At 64.4% G+C, this 14,263-nt stretch carries 15 protein-coding genes; 10 read left to right on the plus strand and 5 right to left on the minus strand.

Features of this window, described 5'->3' with window-relative positions:
- Window positions 1-148: 148 nt before the first annotated feature.
- From ACLFLU_RS01405 to ACLFLU_RS01415, 3 genes are read left to right on the plus strand one after another with little or no spacing between them, the layout of a single operon-like run.
- Complete coding sequence (locus ACLFLU_RS01405; RefSeq protein ID WP_426410594.1) at window positions 149-853, plus strand: Tim44/TimA family putative adaptor protein; 705 nt, start codon at window positions 149-151, stop codon at window positions 851-853.
- Window positions 831-2,330 carry a murein transglycosylase A gene (mltA, locus tag ACLFLU_RS01410; RefSeq protein WP_426410595.1) on the plus strand — a complete coding sequence of 500 codons (1,500 nt, stop codon included), beginning with the start codon at window positions 831-833 and terminating at the stop codon, window positions 2,328-2,330. Before ACLFLU_RS01405 ends, mltA begins: the two co-directional genes overlap by 23 nt.
- Entirely contained in the window at window positions 2,327-2,920 is a 594-nt protein-coding gene (locus tag ACLFLU_RS01415) for a Smr/MutS family protein (RefSeq protein ID WP_426410596.1), read from the plus strand. Before mltA ends, ACLFLU_RS01415 begins: the two co-directional genes overlap by 4 nt.
- Before the next feature lie 50 nt (window positions 2,921-2,970).
- Here the strand turns inward: ACLFLU_RS01415 and ACLFLU_RS01420 are convergent, their stop codons facing one another.
- The 4 genes from ACLFLU_RS01420 to hslV all read right to left on the minus strand — a co-directional run bounded on the left by ACLFLU_RS01420 (window position 2,971) and on the right by hslV (window position 6,824).
- Window positions 2,971-4,095, minus strand: a complete 1,125-nt coding sequence (locus ACLFLU_RS01420) for a hypothetical protein (protein WP_426410597.1) — start codon at window positions 4,093-4,095, stop codon at window positions 2,971-2,973.
- Window positions 4,096-4,293: 198 nt separating this feature from the next.
- Window positions 4,294-5,598: an ATP-dependent protease ATPase subunit HslU gene (gene hslU, locus ACLFLU_RS01425; protein WP_426410598.1), complete on the minus strand. Its 1,305-nt coding sequence runs from the start codon at window positions 5,596-5,598 to the stop codon at window positions 4,294-4,296.
- Between the two features lie 52 nt (window positions 5,599-5,650).
- Window positions 5,651-6,259: a DUF2585 domain-containing protein gene (locus ACLFLU_RS01430; protein WP_426410599.1), complete on the minus strand. Its 609-nt coding sequence runs from the start codon at window positions 6,257-6,259 to the stop codon at window positions 5,651-5,653.
- A gap of 4 nt (window positions 6,260-6,263) precedes the next feature.
- The gene (gene hslV, locus ACLFLU_RS01435; protein ID WP_426410600.1) at window positions 6,264-6,824 is read right to left on the minus strand and encodes an ATP-dependent protease subunit HslV; all 561 of its coding nucleotides are present in this window, start codon (window positions 6,822-6,824) and stop codon (window positions 6,264-6,266) included.
- A 193-nt stretch (window positions 6,825-7,017) separates the two neighbouring features.
- Here hslV and hisB point away from each other — a divergent pair, with 193 nt between their 5' ends.
- From hisB to coaA, 7 genes are all read left to right on the plus strand, one after another.
- Window positions 7,018-7,611, plus strand: a complete 594-nt coding sequence (hisB, locus tag ACLFLU_RS01440; protein ID WP_426410601.1) for an imidazoleglycerol-phosphate dehydratase HisB — start codon at window positions 7,018-7,020, stop codon at window positions 7,609-7,611.
- Window positions 7,612-7,678: 67 nt separating this feature from the next.
- Window positions 7,679-8,209 (plus strand): DUF2628 domain-containing protein, encoded by a 531-nt coding sequence (locus tag ACLFLU_RS01445; RefSeq protein ID WP_426410602.1) that lies wholly within the window; start codon window positions 7,679-7,681, stop codon window positions 8,207-8,209.
- Window positions 8,206-8,856: an imidazole glycerol phosphate synthase subunit HisH gene (gene hisH, locus ACLFLU_RS01450; protein ID WP_426410603.1), complete on the plus strand. Its 651-nt coding sequence runs from the start codon at window positions 8,206-8,208 to the stop codon at window positions 8,854-8,856. The genes ACLFLU_RS01445 and hisH overlap by 4 nt, the downstream gene beginning before the upstream one ends.
- Window positions 8,844-9,593, plus strand: coding sequence for a 1-(5-phosphoribosyl)-5-[(5-phosphoribosylamino)methylideneamino]imidazole-4-carboxamide isomerase (hisA, locus tag ACLFLU_RS01455; RefSeq protein ID WP_426410604.1), 750 nt, complete (start codon window positions 8,844-8,846; stop codon window positions 9,591-9,593). The genes hisH and hisA overlap by 13 nt, the downstream gene beginning before the upstream one ends.
- 3 nt (window positions 9,594-9,596) lie before the next feature.
- Window positions 9,597-10,373 carry an imidazole glycerol phosphate synthase subunit HisF gene (hisF, locus tag ACLFLU_RS01460; RefSeq protein WP_426410605.1) on the plus strand — a complete coding sequence of 259 codons (777 nt, stop codon included), beginning with the start codon at window positions 9,597-9,599 and terminating at the stop codon, window positions 10,371-10,373.
- 79 nt (window positions 10,374-10,452) lie between these two features.
- Window positions 10,453-10,779 (plus strand): phosphoribosyl-ATP diphosphatase, encoded by a 327-nt coding sequence (locus ACLFLU_RS01465; RefSeq protein ID WP_426410606.1) that lies wholly within the window; start codon window positions 10,453-10,455, stop codon window positions 10,777-10,779.
- 27 nt (window positions 10,780-10,806) lie between these two features.
- Window positions 10,807-11,763, plus strand: a complete 957-nt coding sequence (gene coaA / locus ACLFLU_RS01470; protein WP_426410607.1) for a type I pantothenate kinase — start codon at window positions 10,807-10,809, stop codon at window positions 11,761-11,763.
- A gap of 238 nt (window positions 11,764-12,001) precedes the next feature.
- Here coaA and ACLFLU_RS01475 read toward each other — a convergent pair whose 3' ends face one another.
- Window positions 12,002-14,227 carry an ATP-binding protein gene (locus ACLFLU_RS01475; RefSeq protein ID WP_426410608.1) on the minus strand — a complete coding sequence of 742 codons (2,226 nt, stop codon included), beginning with the start codon at window positions 14,225-14,227 and terminating at the stop codon, window positions 12,002-12,004.
- Window positions 14,228-14,263: the final 36 nt, after the last annotated feature.

A 14,263-nucleotide genomic window follows, 5' to 3' on the forward strand; every position in this document is an offset into this window, starting at 1 on the left:
CAAATTTCGTGCCTACATCCGGCGGACGTGACGCGCGGACCCAAAATGGTGATGTAGACTTGCCGTTCCCGTATGGAACGGTCTACTGGCCGGATCGATTTTCCCGGCGACGGCCCCCTTCTCGAGAAGACCAGAAAGCGAATACCACGTGGACATCTACACCATCATTTTCCTGGCGCTGGCGGTCTTTATTTTCCTGCGGCTGCGTAGCGTGCTGGGGCAGCGGACCGGCAACGAGCGGCCGCCGTTCGACCGCACGGCTCGCAATGCGCTGGGTGGTGCCCCGGACAAGAACGTCGTGACCATGCCGGGCAAGGTGATCGACCAGGCGCCGGTGGCACCGACGGCCGAGCCGACCCCGCCCTCCGATCGCTGGAAGGGCCTGACCGAGCCGGGCACCGCGCTCGCCCAGGGCCTCGATGCCATCGTCGACAAGGATTCCACCTTCGATCCGCGCCACTTCATCTCGGGCGCCCGCGGCGCCTATGAGATGATTGTGCTGGCCTTCGCCAATGGCGATCGCCGCGCGCTGCGCGACCTGTTGTCGTCCGAGGTCTATGAGAGCTTCGACGCCGCCATCAAGGACCGCGAGAAGAACGAGCAGAAGACCGAGACGCGCTTCGTCTCGATCGACAAGGCCGAGCTGGTCGGCGCAGAGCTGCGCGACCGCACGGCACAGCTGACCATCCGCTTCGTCTCGCAGATGATCTCGGCCACCCGCGACAAGGCCGGCAACATCGTTGACGGCAGCGCCGACAAGGTCGCCGATATTACCGATATCTGGACTTTCGCCCGCGATACCACCTCTCGCGATCCGAACTGGAAGCTGGTTGGCACCGGAAGCGCGAATTAAGGTCTTTCTGAAGAACAGCGCGACGGCGCTTTGCGCAGGTGCCGTCGTGCTGGCTTCGTTTTCGCTTGGCGCCGAGGCTGCGCGGCGCCACTACCGCAGCCATTACCATCACCTTCCCGAAGTCGCCGCGATCCCGCCGCGCGCCTTGCCCTATCCGCAGCTCCCTCTCCCGTTCGAGATTCCCGGCGCGCAATATTTGCCGCTGGCCTGGACCGACGTGAAGGGCTGGAGCGACGACGATCATCTTGCGGCCTACAAGACCTTTCGCGCCAGTTGCCGCTCGATCAATGCGCAGACCGGCGCTCCTGAACAGAAGGCACTGGGCGGCTCGTTGAGCGAACCGTGCCGCGCCGCCAAGTCGCACGAGCCGGCCGACGACGCGCAGGCAAAGACTTTCTTCGAGGAGAATTTTTCGCCCCTGCGGATCTCGCGCCTCGGTGAGCCCGACGGCTTCGTCACCGGCTATTACGAGCCGGTGCTGGAGGGATCGCGCACCCAGACCGATGTGTCCAACGTCCCGGTCTATCGCCGCCCCTCGAACCTGTTCGTGCGCGGCTTCAATCAGGCCTCGGTCAGCCTGCCCAACAAGGGATCGGTCTACCGCAAGATCGGCCGCCGCAAGCTCGTGCCCTATTACGACCGCGGCGAGATCGAGGACGGCAAGATCGCCGGCCGCGGGCTCGAGATCGCCTGGCTGAAGGACCCGACCGATTTGCTGTTCGCCCAGATCCAGGGCTCGGCGCGGATCAAGTTCGACGACGGCAGCACCCTCCGGCTCAACTACGATTCCTACAACGGCTATCCCTACACGGCCGTGGGGCGTGTCCTGATCGAGCGCGGCATCATTCCGAGGGAAGAGATGTCGATGCAGAAGATCAGGGAGTGGATGGCGCAGAACCCTGACGGCGCCAAGGAGCTGCGGCGCCAGAACCGCTCCTACATCTTCTTCCACGAGGTCAATCTGTCCGACAAGGACGAGGCGGTCGGTGCGCAGGGCATCCCGCTGACCGCCGGCCGTTCGATCGCGGTCGACAAATCGCTCCATGTCTACGGCACGCCGTTCTTCATCGAGGGCGAGCTGCCGATCGAGTCCGACCGCGCCAAGACCCCGTTCCATCGGCTGATGATCGCGCAGGACACGGGCTCCGCCATCGTCGGACCGGCCCGCGCGGATCTCTATTTTGGCGCGGGCGCTGACGCCGGCCGTGTCTCGGGCCGGCTGCGCCATCCCATGCATTTCGTGATGCTGGTGCCGAAGAGCCTCGATCCCGGCGTGCGCGCGGCGCGGCTCCCGGTGCCGGATCCGCGACCGTCGGAGAAGATCGCAAAACTGTTTCCGCAGACCGGTCCCAAGGACCCGGCGAAGGGCGAGACCGTCGCAATTGCCGGCCCGGTGCCGCTGCCGGCGCCGCGTCCTGTGATAGAACCTGTCCGCGAACCGCGCAGGCACATGAAAAGTCGTCCCCACCAGCAATGAAGCGATCGTCCCGTCCGCCCGTGCTGGATCCTCCGCGTCCCTCGCCGCGCCGTCGTGTGCTCACCGAGGAAGATCGCGAACTGTGGGAGCTCGTTGCAAAACAGGTCAAGCCGCTGCGGAAGCATCGCGTGACGAAGCTGCACACCGCGCCGCGCGCCGAGCCTTCGCCTGCAGCGCAGGTTGCCAAGCCCGCGCTGTCGCCACGGCCGTTGGCTGCTACGGCCGCCCCGCGTCCATCAAAGCCGGCGATGCCGCCGCTCGCCCCGCTCGGCAAGCGCGAGCGCACAAAACTGTCGCGCGGCCGCAGCGAGATCGAGGCGCGGCTTGATCTGCACGGCATGACCCAGACGCGCGCCCATCGCGCGCTGACCGGTTTCCTGCACCGCGCCCATCACGACGGCCTGACCTTCGTGCTGGTCATCACCGGCAAGGGAAGGAGCGGCGGCGAAAGTGGCGTGCTGCGTCGGCAGGTGCCGGAATGGCTGAGCCTGCCGGAGTTCCGTGGCTTCGTGGTCGGGTTCGAGGAAGCCGGCATCGGCCATGGCGGCGAGGGCGCGCTTTATGTGCGGATCAGGCGGGCGCGGTTTTAACCGCGGGCTCGCTGCAACCTCTCCCGCAAGCGGGAGAGGGAGCGCACCTCCTAAAACGGACGCACGATTCCGACGCGAGGGATCAAGGTGATGATCAGGCCGAAGATATTGGTCTTCTGGTCCTCGGCCGGGATCAACGGCGCTTCCTTGCTGGCCGGCAGCATCTTCACCGCATGCAGGATCAGGAACATGCAGACCGCCCAGTTCGAGATCCAGCGCGAATAGTCGAACACCATCGCGAACATCACGAGATAGGCGAGGCTGACGCCGATCAGCGCCGCGATGACGAGACGACGGTGCGCCTCGTCGGCGAGCCTGCCGATCAGGTTCGCGAAGAATCGCCATAGCGGCGTGTGCAGCCAGATCAGCAGCGCGAACACGGGAATGCCGAGGCTGTTGTGGGGCAGGCGGCCCCAGGTATCGGAAATCTCCTTCGCCAGCGGCTGGTACCAGATGTAGCTGAACTGCAGCAGATCGGTGCGCGAGGGATCGACCATGCGGGTCTTCAGATACGCGACGAAATCCGCTTCGGGGATCGGCATCGTTCCGAGGAACTGCGCGGCAAAGAACAGCGCAGAGACTGCGGCGAGCGCGACGATGCCGAACGCGACATTGCTGCGATTGAGGCCGTAAGCGAGATAGTGCCTGGTCACGACGATGGTGATGATCGTCGGCACATACATCAAGAGATGAATGTGGTGGATCAGGACGAGGATGATCGAGAACAGCGCGGCCGTCGCCACGAACAGCAATGAGCGCGCCGGCATCAGCAGCAGGATGATCGCCAGTGCACAGCCATAGATGTCGAAATGGCCGAGCGTGTGCATGAAGTTCTTGAGGAAGAACGGCGATCCCGCGATGAAGACGAACAGGGGTAGCGTCTTCGCCGTGAAGCCGAACGTCTTCTGAAACAGTTTTGCGTATAGCCCGAGCGTCACCAGCCACGTCACCCCGCCGAGCGCGAACACGGACCATACCGGCACTTTGGTCGTGAACAGCGCGACGATCGCCCCGATCAGCGCGCGCTTGATGAAGCCGAAATGGTAGTCGACGAGGAGGTGGATGTAGGGAACGTAAGGCGGCAGCTGGATCTTGTGAACGAACACGCCGACGATCATTGTGGCGTTGATCGCGAGCAGAAGGCGCCAGGGGTTTTGCAGGACGCTAGCGGGCATGTGTCACCCGGCGCGCACAAAACTCCGCTGTCGTCCCGGACAAGCGAGCAGAGCGAGCGCAGATCCGGGACCCATAACCACAGGATGCCGTTTGAGCCGAGATCGGGGCCGCCATCTTGTTTCAACAATATCCGCTGGTGGTAATGGGTCCTGGCTTTCGCCAGGACGACAGCGGATAGATAGCTGACCCCGGCCGATTTACAAAATGAACCGGCTCAAATCCGCGTTCTTGGCGAGGTCGCCGATGTGCTTCTGCACGAAATCGGCATCGACCCGGACGGTCTCGCCGTTGCGGTCGGGGGCGGTGAAGGAAATCTCGTCCAGCACCCGCTCCATCACGGTCTGGAGCCTGCGTGCGCCGATGTTCTCGACGGTGGAATTGACGGCGACCGCGATGTCGGCCAGCGCGTCGATGGCGCTGTCGGTGATGTCGAGCGTGACGCCCTCGGTCTGCATCAAGGCAACATATTGCTTGATCAGCGAGGCCTCGGGCTCGGTCAGGATGCGGCGCATGTCGTCGCGGGTCAGCGCCTGCAATTCGACGCGGATCGGCAGGCGGCCCTGCAATTCCGGCAGCAGGTCGGACGGCTTTGCGACGTGGAAGGCGCCCGAGGCAATGAACAGGATGTGGTCGGTCTTTACTGCGCCATGCTTGGTCGAGACCGTGGTGCCCTCGATCAGCGGCAGCAGGTCGCGCTGCACGCCTTCGCGCGAGACGTCGCCGCCGACGCGGCCGTCGCGGGCGCAGATCTTGTCGATCTCGTCGAGGAACACGATGCCGTTGTTCTCGACAGCGCTGATCGCCTCCAGCGTCAGCTGATCGGTATCCAGCAGCTTGTCGGACTCTTCGTTGACCAGGATGTCGTGCGAGTTCTCCACCGTCAGCCGCCGCGTCTTGCTGCGGCCGCCCATCTTGCCAAAGATGTCGCCGATCGAGATCGCGCCCATCTGCGCGCCCGGCATGCCCGGGATCTCGAACATCGGCATGCCGCTGCCGGACGACTGCGTCTCGATCTCGATTTCCTTGTCGTTGAGCTCGCCGGCGCGCAGCTTCTTGCGGAAGGATTCCCGCGTCGCGGCGCTCGAATTGGCGCCGACCAGCGCATCGAGCACGCGCTCCTCGGCGGCAAGCTGGGCGCGCGCCTGCACGTCCTTGCGCTTGCGCTCGCGCACCTGGGAGATCGCGACCTCGACGAGATCGCGCACGATCTGTTCGACGTCGCGGCCGACATAGCCGACCTCGGTGAACTTCGTTGCCTCGACCTTCAGGAACGGCGCGTTGGCGAGCTTTGCCAGTCGTCGCGCGATTTCCGTTTTGCCGACGCCGGTGGGCCCGATCATCAGGATGTTCTTCGGCAGCACTTCCTCGCGCAAGGAACCGGTGAGCTGCTGCCGGCGCCAGCGGTTGCGCAGCGCGATCGAGACGGCGCGCTTGGCGTCGGTCTGGCCGACGATGAAACGGTCGAGTTCGGAAACGATTTCGCGGGGAGAGAAGTCTGTCATGGGACCTTAGCTAGGATTAGAAGCCGGCGGCGACAAGCCGCTTTTTTGACCGTCAGATGATCGGCGGACCGGATTGCCATTGCTTCACGGCCTCGATCGGGTGGATGAGCATCAGGACGTTGAGCGTCAGATTGTCGCGAATGTGCAGCGCCAGCATGATCTCGAAGGCGAGCCCGAGCACGACGGTTGCGGGGATCGGAAGCACCCGCGCGGTGAGGAACCCGAGCATCATGAACAGCGTGTCCGAGACCGAGTTGACGATGCTGTCGCCGTAATAATCCAGCGAGATCGTGCCGGCGCGGTAGCGCTCGATGATCACAGGCGAGTTCTCGACGATCTCCCAGGCGCCCTCGATCAGCATCGCGATGATCAGCCGTGCCGGCCAGGAGAGGCGCCGCGAGAACAGCAGCCACGTCAGCCCGTAGAACAGGAAGCCGTGCAGAACATGCGAAAAGCTGTACCAGTCGGCGATGTGCTGGGAATTCTCCGAGCTGTTCACCACGCCATGCCAGAGCTTGACATAGCCGCAGGTGCAGATCGGCACCCGCCCCATCGCAAACAGGATCGAAGCCTGCAACGCCAGCAGCAAGAGCGCGATGCCGACCCAGGCGAACGGCGGCAACGCGGGTTGGGTCGGACTGGCGCTGCGGGCCAATGCCATCCGCTCAGCCGGCCGTCAGCGCTTCGATGGTGACGTTGCGGTTGGTGTAGACGCAGATGTCGGCGGCGATATCGAGCGAGCGGCGGACGATGGTCTCGGCGTCCTTGTCGGTGTCGATAAGGGCGCGGGCCGCGGCGAGCGCATAATTGCCGCCGGAGCCGATCGCCATGACGCCCGCCTCGGGCTCGAGCACATCGCCGGTCCCTGTCAGCACCAGGGAGACGTCCTTGTCGGCCACGATCATCATGGCCTCCAGCCGCCGGAGATAGCGGTCGGTGCGCCAGTCCTTGGCGAGCTCCACGGCCGCCCGGGTCAATTGCCCCGGATATTGCTCGAGCTTGCTCTCCAGCCGCTCAAACAGGGTGAAGGCGTCGGCGGTGGCGCCGGCAAAGCCGCCGATCACGTCGCCCTTGCCGAGTTTCCGGACCTTTTTGGCATTGGACTTGATCACGGTCTGGCCGATCGAGACTTGGCCGTCGCCGCCGACCACCACCTTGCCGCCCTTGCGGACCGTCAAAATCGTGGTGCCGTGCCATACCGGCGAGCTGTTCTGGGATTCCTGCATAATAACCCTCGTTGTCTGGCCTGATTTAGGGGCTCCGGAGCGGGGGCACAACGGGCCGTTCCGGCCCTAGATTTCGCTCACCATAGGCGGAAGTGCTGCCCTGCCGAAGCGTTCCCGCAGTAGCGAAGGTGTCATTTGGCTGTTAATAGACTGGCGTTTTCGGCCCTCAAGCCAGGATGGAAACCAGCTTTCAATGCGCACCGCGACGATCAAGCGCAAGACCAAGGAAACCGACATCGAGGTCACCGTGAACCTCGATGGCACCGGCGTGGCCAATATTGCGACCGGCATCGGCTTTTTCGACCATATGCTCGATCTCCTCGCCCGCCATTCCCGCATCGACCTCACGGTCAAGGCGGTTGGCGACCTGCACATTGATCATCACCATACCACCGAAGACACCGGCATCGCGCTCGGCCAGGCGGTCAGGCAGGCGCTCGGCAATATGGCGGGCATCACCCGCTATGCCGGCGTGCACATGCCTATGGACGAGACGCTGTCGCGCGTGGTCATCGACATTTCGGGCCGCCCGTTCCTGGTGTTCAAGGCCGACTTCCCCCGCGACAAGATCGGTGAGTTCGACACCGAGCTGGTCCGTGAGTGGTTCCAGGCCTTCGCCATCAACGCCGGCGTGACTCTCCACGTCGAGACCCTATATGGCGAGAACAGCCACCATATCGCCGAGTCCTGCTTCAAGGGCTTGGCGCGGGCGCTGCGCACGGCGGTTGCGATCGATCCCAAGGCGGCGGGTGAAATCCCGTCCACCAAAGGCTCGCTTGGCGGCTGACATCTCCGTCTCGGCGGCCAAGCGCCGCCGGCGGCATCATTGAATTCTCGAGAACGGGGCATCGAAAATGCCTGTCTATACAGTTCATGCTCCCACCCCAGGCGGGGCCGATCTGCGCGCGACCGACAGATTCGTGTTCGTGCGCGACGGTTTCCATTTCTGGGCGATGGTGTTCGGCCCGTTCTGGCTGGCCTGGAACAGGCTCTGGCTGGCCCTGATCGGCTGGATCGTCTTTCTCGCCGCGTTCGATGCCGGGCTGCATAGCCTCGGCGTCGGCCGCAGCTCGATCTTCTTTGCCAACATCATCGTTGCGCTGCTGATGGGTTTCGAGGCCTCCAGCCTGCGCCGCTGGACTTTTTCGCGCGGCAGCTGGCGTCAGCTCGATGTCGTTGTTGCCGATGACGAGGACACCGCCGAGCGGCGCTTCTTCGAACGCTGGAGCCAGAAACAGCGCGGCATCGTCAACGATCAATGGGCCGTCGATCGCGGCGGCCCGCCGCCGACCCGCAACGTGCCGGGTCAGCAATTTTCCAACCCGCCGCCGATTCCGGCCGGCGGCATCATTGGATTGTTTCCAGAACCGGGAGGGTCAAGATGAGCGTCGCCATCATCGATTACGGTTCCGGAAATCTGCATTCGGCCGCCAAGGCGTTTGAGCGCGCCGCGCGCAGTATGGAGAATCCGCAGAAGGTGTTCGTCACCAGCGATCCGGACCAGGCCTATGGCGCTGACCGCTTGGTGCTGCCGGGTGTCGGCGCCTTCGCCGATTGCCGGCGCGGCTTGGACGCCGTCAACGGCATGGTCGAAGCGATCACCGAAGCGGTGCGCGTCAAGGCGCGGCCGTTCTTCGGCATCTGCGTCGGCATGCAGCTGATGGCGAGCCGCGGCAAGGAACATGTCGTCACCGAAGGCCTGAACTGGATCGGCGGCGACGTCGAGAAGATCACGCCGCGCGATGAAAGCCTGAAGATCCCGCACATGGGCTGGAACACGCTCGACGTGCTGCAGGAGCATCCGGTGCTGAACAAGCTGCCGCTCGGCCCCAAGGGCCAGCACGCCTATTTCGTGCACTCCTACCACCTCAACGCCGCCAACGAGGCGGACGTGCTCGCGCGCGCCGACTATGGCGGGCCCGTCACCGCGATCGTTGCCAAGGACACCGCCATCGGTACGCAGTTTCACCCCGAGAAGAGCCAGCGTTTCGGCTTGGCCCTGATCTCGAACTTTTTGCGATGGAAACCGTGATTCTCTTTCCTGCCATCGACCTCAAGAACGGCCAGTGCGTACGTCTCGAGCAAGGCGACATGGCGCGCGCGACCGTGTTCAATCTCGATCCGGCCGCGCAGGCGCAGAGCTTTGTCACGCAGGGCTTTGAGTATCTCCACGTTGTCGATCTCGACGGTGCGTTCGCCGGCAAGCCGGTGAATGCGCAGGCCGTCGAGGCAATGTTGAAAACCATCAAGATTCCGGTTCAGCTCGGCGGCGGCATTCGTGATCTCGCGACGGTCGAAGCCTGGCTCGAAAAAGGCATCACCCGCGTCATCATCGGTACCGCTGCGGTCCGCGATCCCGAACTGGTGAAGGCGGCCGCGAAAAAATTCCCCGGCCGCGTCGCGGTCGGGCTCGATGCCCGCGACGGCAAGGTCGCGGTCGAAGGCTGGGCAGAGACCTCGCAGGTCACGGTGCTCGAGATCGCGCAGCGTTTCGAGGATGCCGGCGTTGCCGCCATCATCTTCACCGACATCGCGCGCGACGGCCTGCTCAAGGGCCTCAACCTCGATGCGACCATTGCGCTCGCGGACGCCATCTCGATCCCGGTGATCGCTTCCGGCGGCCTCGCCTCGATCGACGACGTCAAGGCGATGCTGACGCCGCGCGCCAAGAAGCTCGCCGGCGCGATCGCCGGCCGCGCGCTCTATGACGGCCGGCTCGATCCCGCCGCCGCCCTCACTTTGATCCGCAACGCGCCACCCAGGAGCTGACATATGTTCAAGGTGCGCGTGATCCCCTGCCTCGACGTCAAGGACGGCCGCGTCGTCAAGGGCGTCAACTTCGTCGACCTGCGCGACGCCGGCGACCCCGTCGAAGCCGCGATCGCCTATGACGCCGCCGGTGCCGACGAGCTCACATTCCTCGACATCACCGCGACCCATGAGAACCGCGGCATCATGCTGGACGTGGTCCGGCGCACGGCCGAGGCCTGCTTCATGCCGGTCACCGTCGGAGGCGGCGTGCGCAAGGTCGACGACATCAAGACGTTGCTGCGCGCCGGTGCCGACAAGGTCTCGATCAACAGCGCTGCGGTGGCGCGACGCGAGTTCGTCAAGGAAGCCGCCGAAAAATTCGGCGGGCAGTGCGTCGTGGTCGCGATCGACGCCAAGCGGGTCAAGCGCGCGGGCGGCGGCGAGCGCTGGGAAATCTTCACCCATGGCGGCCGTAACTCGACTGGCATCGACGCCATCGAATATGCCCAGGAAGTGGTCTCGCTCGGCGCTGGTGAAATTCTGCTCACCTCGATGGACCGCGACGGTACCAGGCAGGGCTTCGATATCCCGCTGACCCGGGCGATCGCCGACAGCGTTCCCGTTCCCGTGATCGCCTCGGGCGGCGTCGGCAATCTCGACCACCTCGTCGATGGTATCCGCGATGGTCGCGCTACCGCGGTGCTCGCCGCCTCGATCTTCCACTTCGGGGAATTCACTATCCGTGAAGCCAAGGAGCACATGGCCCGGCGCGGACTACCCATGCGCCTGGATGCCTGACGACTCCCGTTCATAAAAGTGCTACATCAACCGGCGGGGACTGGCCCAACCGGCCAGACGCGCGTTTCGAGTATTCAGTATGCCGCGTTTCACGATCCACGATCTCGCCATCACCATCGATGCCCGCGCGGCCTCCGGTGGCGAGGGCTCCTATACCCGCAAGCTCCTCGACAAGGGCGCCGAACATTGCGCCAAGAAGTTCGGTGAGGAAGCAGTCGAAACCGTAATCGCAGCAGTCGAAAACGATCGCGATCATCTGATCGCCGAGGGCGCTGACCTGCTCTACCATTTCCTTGTGCTGCTCAAGTCGCGCGGCGTAAAGTTGGAAGAGGTGGAAACGGCGCTGGACAAGCGTACGAATATGTCCGGGTTGGAAGAGAAGGCGTCTCGCAAGAGCGGCAGCTAGCCGAGCTTTTACGGAGAAGGTCGCGTCATGGATATCCGCGCACCCGAGCAACAATATAATCCATACCGCGTCTATTCGCGCGAAGAATGGGCGCGTTTGCGCGACGATACGCCGATGACGCTGGAGCCGGGCGAGTTCGATCGGTTGCGTTCGCTGCACGATCGCCTCGATCTCAAGGAGGTCGAGGACATCTATCTGCCGCTGTCGCGACTGCTCTCGATCTATGTCGATGCGATGCAGCGCCTGTACTACGCGGAGCGCCAGTTCCTCAACATCCGCGACCGCAAGATGCCCTACATCATCGGCGTCGCCGGCTCGGTCGCGGTCGGAAAGTCCACCACGGCCCGCGTGCTCCAGGCGCTGCTGGCGCGCTGGTCGCCGCGGCCGAAGGTCGAGCTGATCACGACGGACGGATTCCTTTACCCGAAGGCCCTGCTCGAGCAGCAAGGCATTTTGCAGAAGAAGGGCTTTCCGGAGAGCTACGACCTGCCGCTGTTGCTCAACTTCCTGTCCGACATCAAGTCGGGCCGCCGTCATGTGCGCTCGCCGGTCTATTCGCATCTGACCTACGACATCGTGCCGAACGAATGGGCCGAGATCGACCAGCCCGATATCCTGATCGTCGAGGGCGTCAACGTGCTGCAGACCGGCAAGCTGCCACGCGACGGCAAGGCGGTGCCCGTGGTCTCCGACTTCTTCGATTTCTCGGTCTATATCGACGCCGACGAGGCGGCGCTGCGGCGCTGGTACATCAAGCGCTTCCTGGCGCTGCGCGACACCGCGTTCACCAATCCAAAATCCTACTTCAACCGCTATGCGCTGTTGTCGGACGAGGAGGCCACCGCCACGGCCACCGCGATCTGGGAGCGCACCAACCTCGCCAATCTCGAGGACAACATTCTGCCGACCCGCCCGCGTGCGACGCTGATCCTGAAGAAGGCCGCGGATCACGCCGTGGAGAGCGTGGCACTCAGGCGGCTGTAAACAGCGGTCTCGTAGGGTGGGCAAAGGCGCAAAGCGCCGTGCCCACCATCTCTCCGCAAAACCGGATATAATCCGTGGGCACGCTGCGCTTTGCCCACCCTACGATATCTGTGCTGGGGCGCGCCTGCCTCCACATCGTCATTGCGAGCGAAGCGAAGCAATCCAGAATCTTTCCGCGGATGCAGTCTGGATTGCTTCGTCGCTTTGCTCCTCGCAATGACGATGGAGAGAGCTCGGGCTACACCACAAGCTGCCGCGCGGCGGCCAAGCCGGCCAACGCCTCGTCGAGCTTTTCGCGATCGAGTGGCTTGATCAGAAATCCATTCATGCCCGCCTCGAAGCAGGCGTAGCGATCTTCCACCAGCGTGTTCGCGGTGAGCGCGAGGATGGGCGTGTGATGGCCGCCTGTGGTGGCCTCATGGGCGCGGATGCGTTTTGTTGCCTCGATGCCGTCGAGCTGCGGCATCTGGATGTCCATCAACACCAGATCATAGGGCGTGCCGGCCGAGCTGGCCGCAAGCCAGGATTCCAGCGCGGCCTCGCCATGGACCGCGATGACGACGCGGTGACCGAGTTTTGTGAGAAGCGACCGCATCAACAGCGCGTTGATCTCGTTGTCCTCAGCGACGAGGATCGAAAGACCTCTTGCGGGCGTTCTGATCGCGGCGGGCTCGACAGGCTCGGGCGCGAGATCGGGCGAGGCGACTTCCGGCGCCAGCGCGAGACGCGCGGCGAGGGAGGCTGCGCGCAACGGCCTGACCAGAAAGCCGGTGAAGGCCGGCGAAAGCTTGTCATGGCGCGAGCTCGGCGTCAGCAGCACGAGCCGCTGCGTCGCGTGCGCGCGGGCAACTTCGCCCAGGCGATCGGCCACAGCCGGACCGAGCGCACGATCGACCAACACCGCATGCCATGAGCGCTCCGGCAGCAGCGCTTCGGCAACAGCCGAGTCTGCGACCAGGCAGGTCTGGCCGCCCCAGCGTTCCAGCCGCCGCGCGATCAGGGACGCCTCGATGCCGTCAGCGACCAGCAGGATCGACTTGCCGGCGAGGTCCGGACTTGGAAACGCGGTTTGTCCGGCGTCGCCCTGTGACGGTGCGAGCGGGATTGCGACCTCGAAGGTCGAGCCCTGAGTCGGCGCGCTCTCCAGGGTGATGCGGCCGCCCATGCGCTTGACGATGCGCTCGCTGATGGCGAGGCCAAGCCCGGTGCCGCCATAGGTGCGGGCGATGCGGTCGTCGGCCTGCTCGAATTCGCGGAAGATGCGCTGCTGCGCGTCCGGCGCGATCCCGATGCCGGTATCGCGGACCAGAAAGCTGATCTCGTTCGGCCAGATGCCGGGCTCGACGATCAGCGCCACGCCGCCGCTCGCAGTGAATTTGATGGCGTTGCCGGCGAGGTTGAGCAGCACCTGGCGCAGCCGTGCGGCATCGCCAACGACTTCCAGCGCAAGGCGCTCGTCGACGTAAGCCGCGATCTCTAGGTTTTTCGCCTGCGCGCGCGGCGCCAGCAGCTCGGTGACCTCCTCGATCAAGGTCGAGAGCGCAAAGGGACGCTGGTCGAGATCGAGCTTGCCGGCTTCGATCTTGGAATAGTCGAGCAGCTCCTCGATCAGCGCCATCAGGGCTTCGCCCGAGGTTTTCACCGCCCTGGCGTAAGTCGTCTGCTCCGGCGTCAGCGTAGTGTCGAGCAGCAGCCCGCCCATGCCGATGATGCCGTTCAGGGGTGTGCGGATCTCGTGCGAGGCCATCGCGAGGAAGCGCGATTTGGCGCGGTTGGCGGCGTCGGCCTGGTCGCGGGCATCCGACAGCGCGCGTTCGGTCTCGGTGCGATCAGTGACGTCGCGGCCGACGCTCTGCAGCTCGGCGGGCTGGCCCGCGTCGTGCCGCACAAATCCTTCGCGCCAGGCGATCCAGCGCGCGCCGACGGGCGTTGCGATCTTCTGATCGTGGATGCGGGTGCCGTTGCTTTCGCGGGCGCTATCGCCCTGCTCCAGCACGTCGAAATCAAAGCGTGTGCCGACCAGCGCGCTGCGCGCCTGTCCGGCCAGCGCGCAATAGGCGTCGTTGGCAAAGGTGATGCGGCCCTGATGGTCGCGCAGCACGATCAGATCGCCCTGCGATTCGAACAGGCTCCGGGCGCGCTCTTCGGCTTCCTTCAGCTCCCAATTGCGGTCGATCAGCGCCTCGTTGTGGACGGCGAGCTTCTTCATCCGCTTGTTGACGAAACGCAGCCGCATGCTGAGCGTCGCGAGGCCAAGGCAGGCCAGCGCAAACAGGAAGCTCGCGCCGATCGCAAAGGTGTTGGGATCGTAGCCGGAATTCGGCGCGCGGCTGCCGGTGACGAAGCCATAAGCACCGCCGAACGTCGCCGAGAAGATCATGAAGGAGCGGATCGCGAAGGCAATTCGGGGGTACTGCCGCCTGAAGCGGCGCATGCGCACCTTGATCCGGAACGTCCGACCCATTGCCACCGACCCTTGTCCGAACCTGCCACCGCCGTG

It is taken from the genome of Bradyrhizobium ganzhouense, from assembly GCF_049949285.1.
Classification (GTDB): Bacteria; Pseudomonadota; Alphaproteobacteria; order Rhizobiales; family Xanthobacteraceae; genus Bradyrhizobium; species Bradyrhizobium ganzhouense.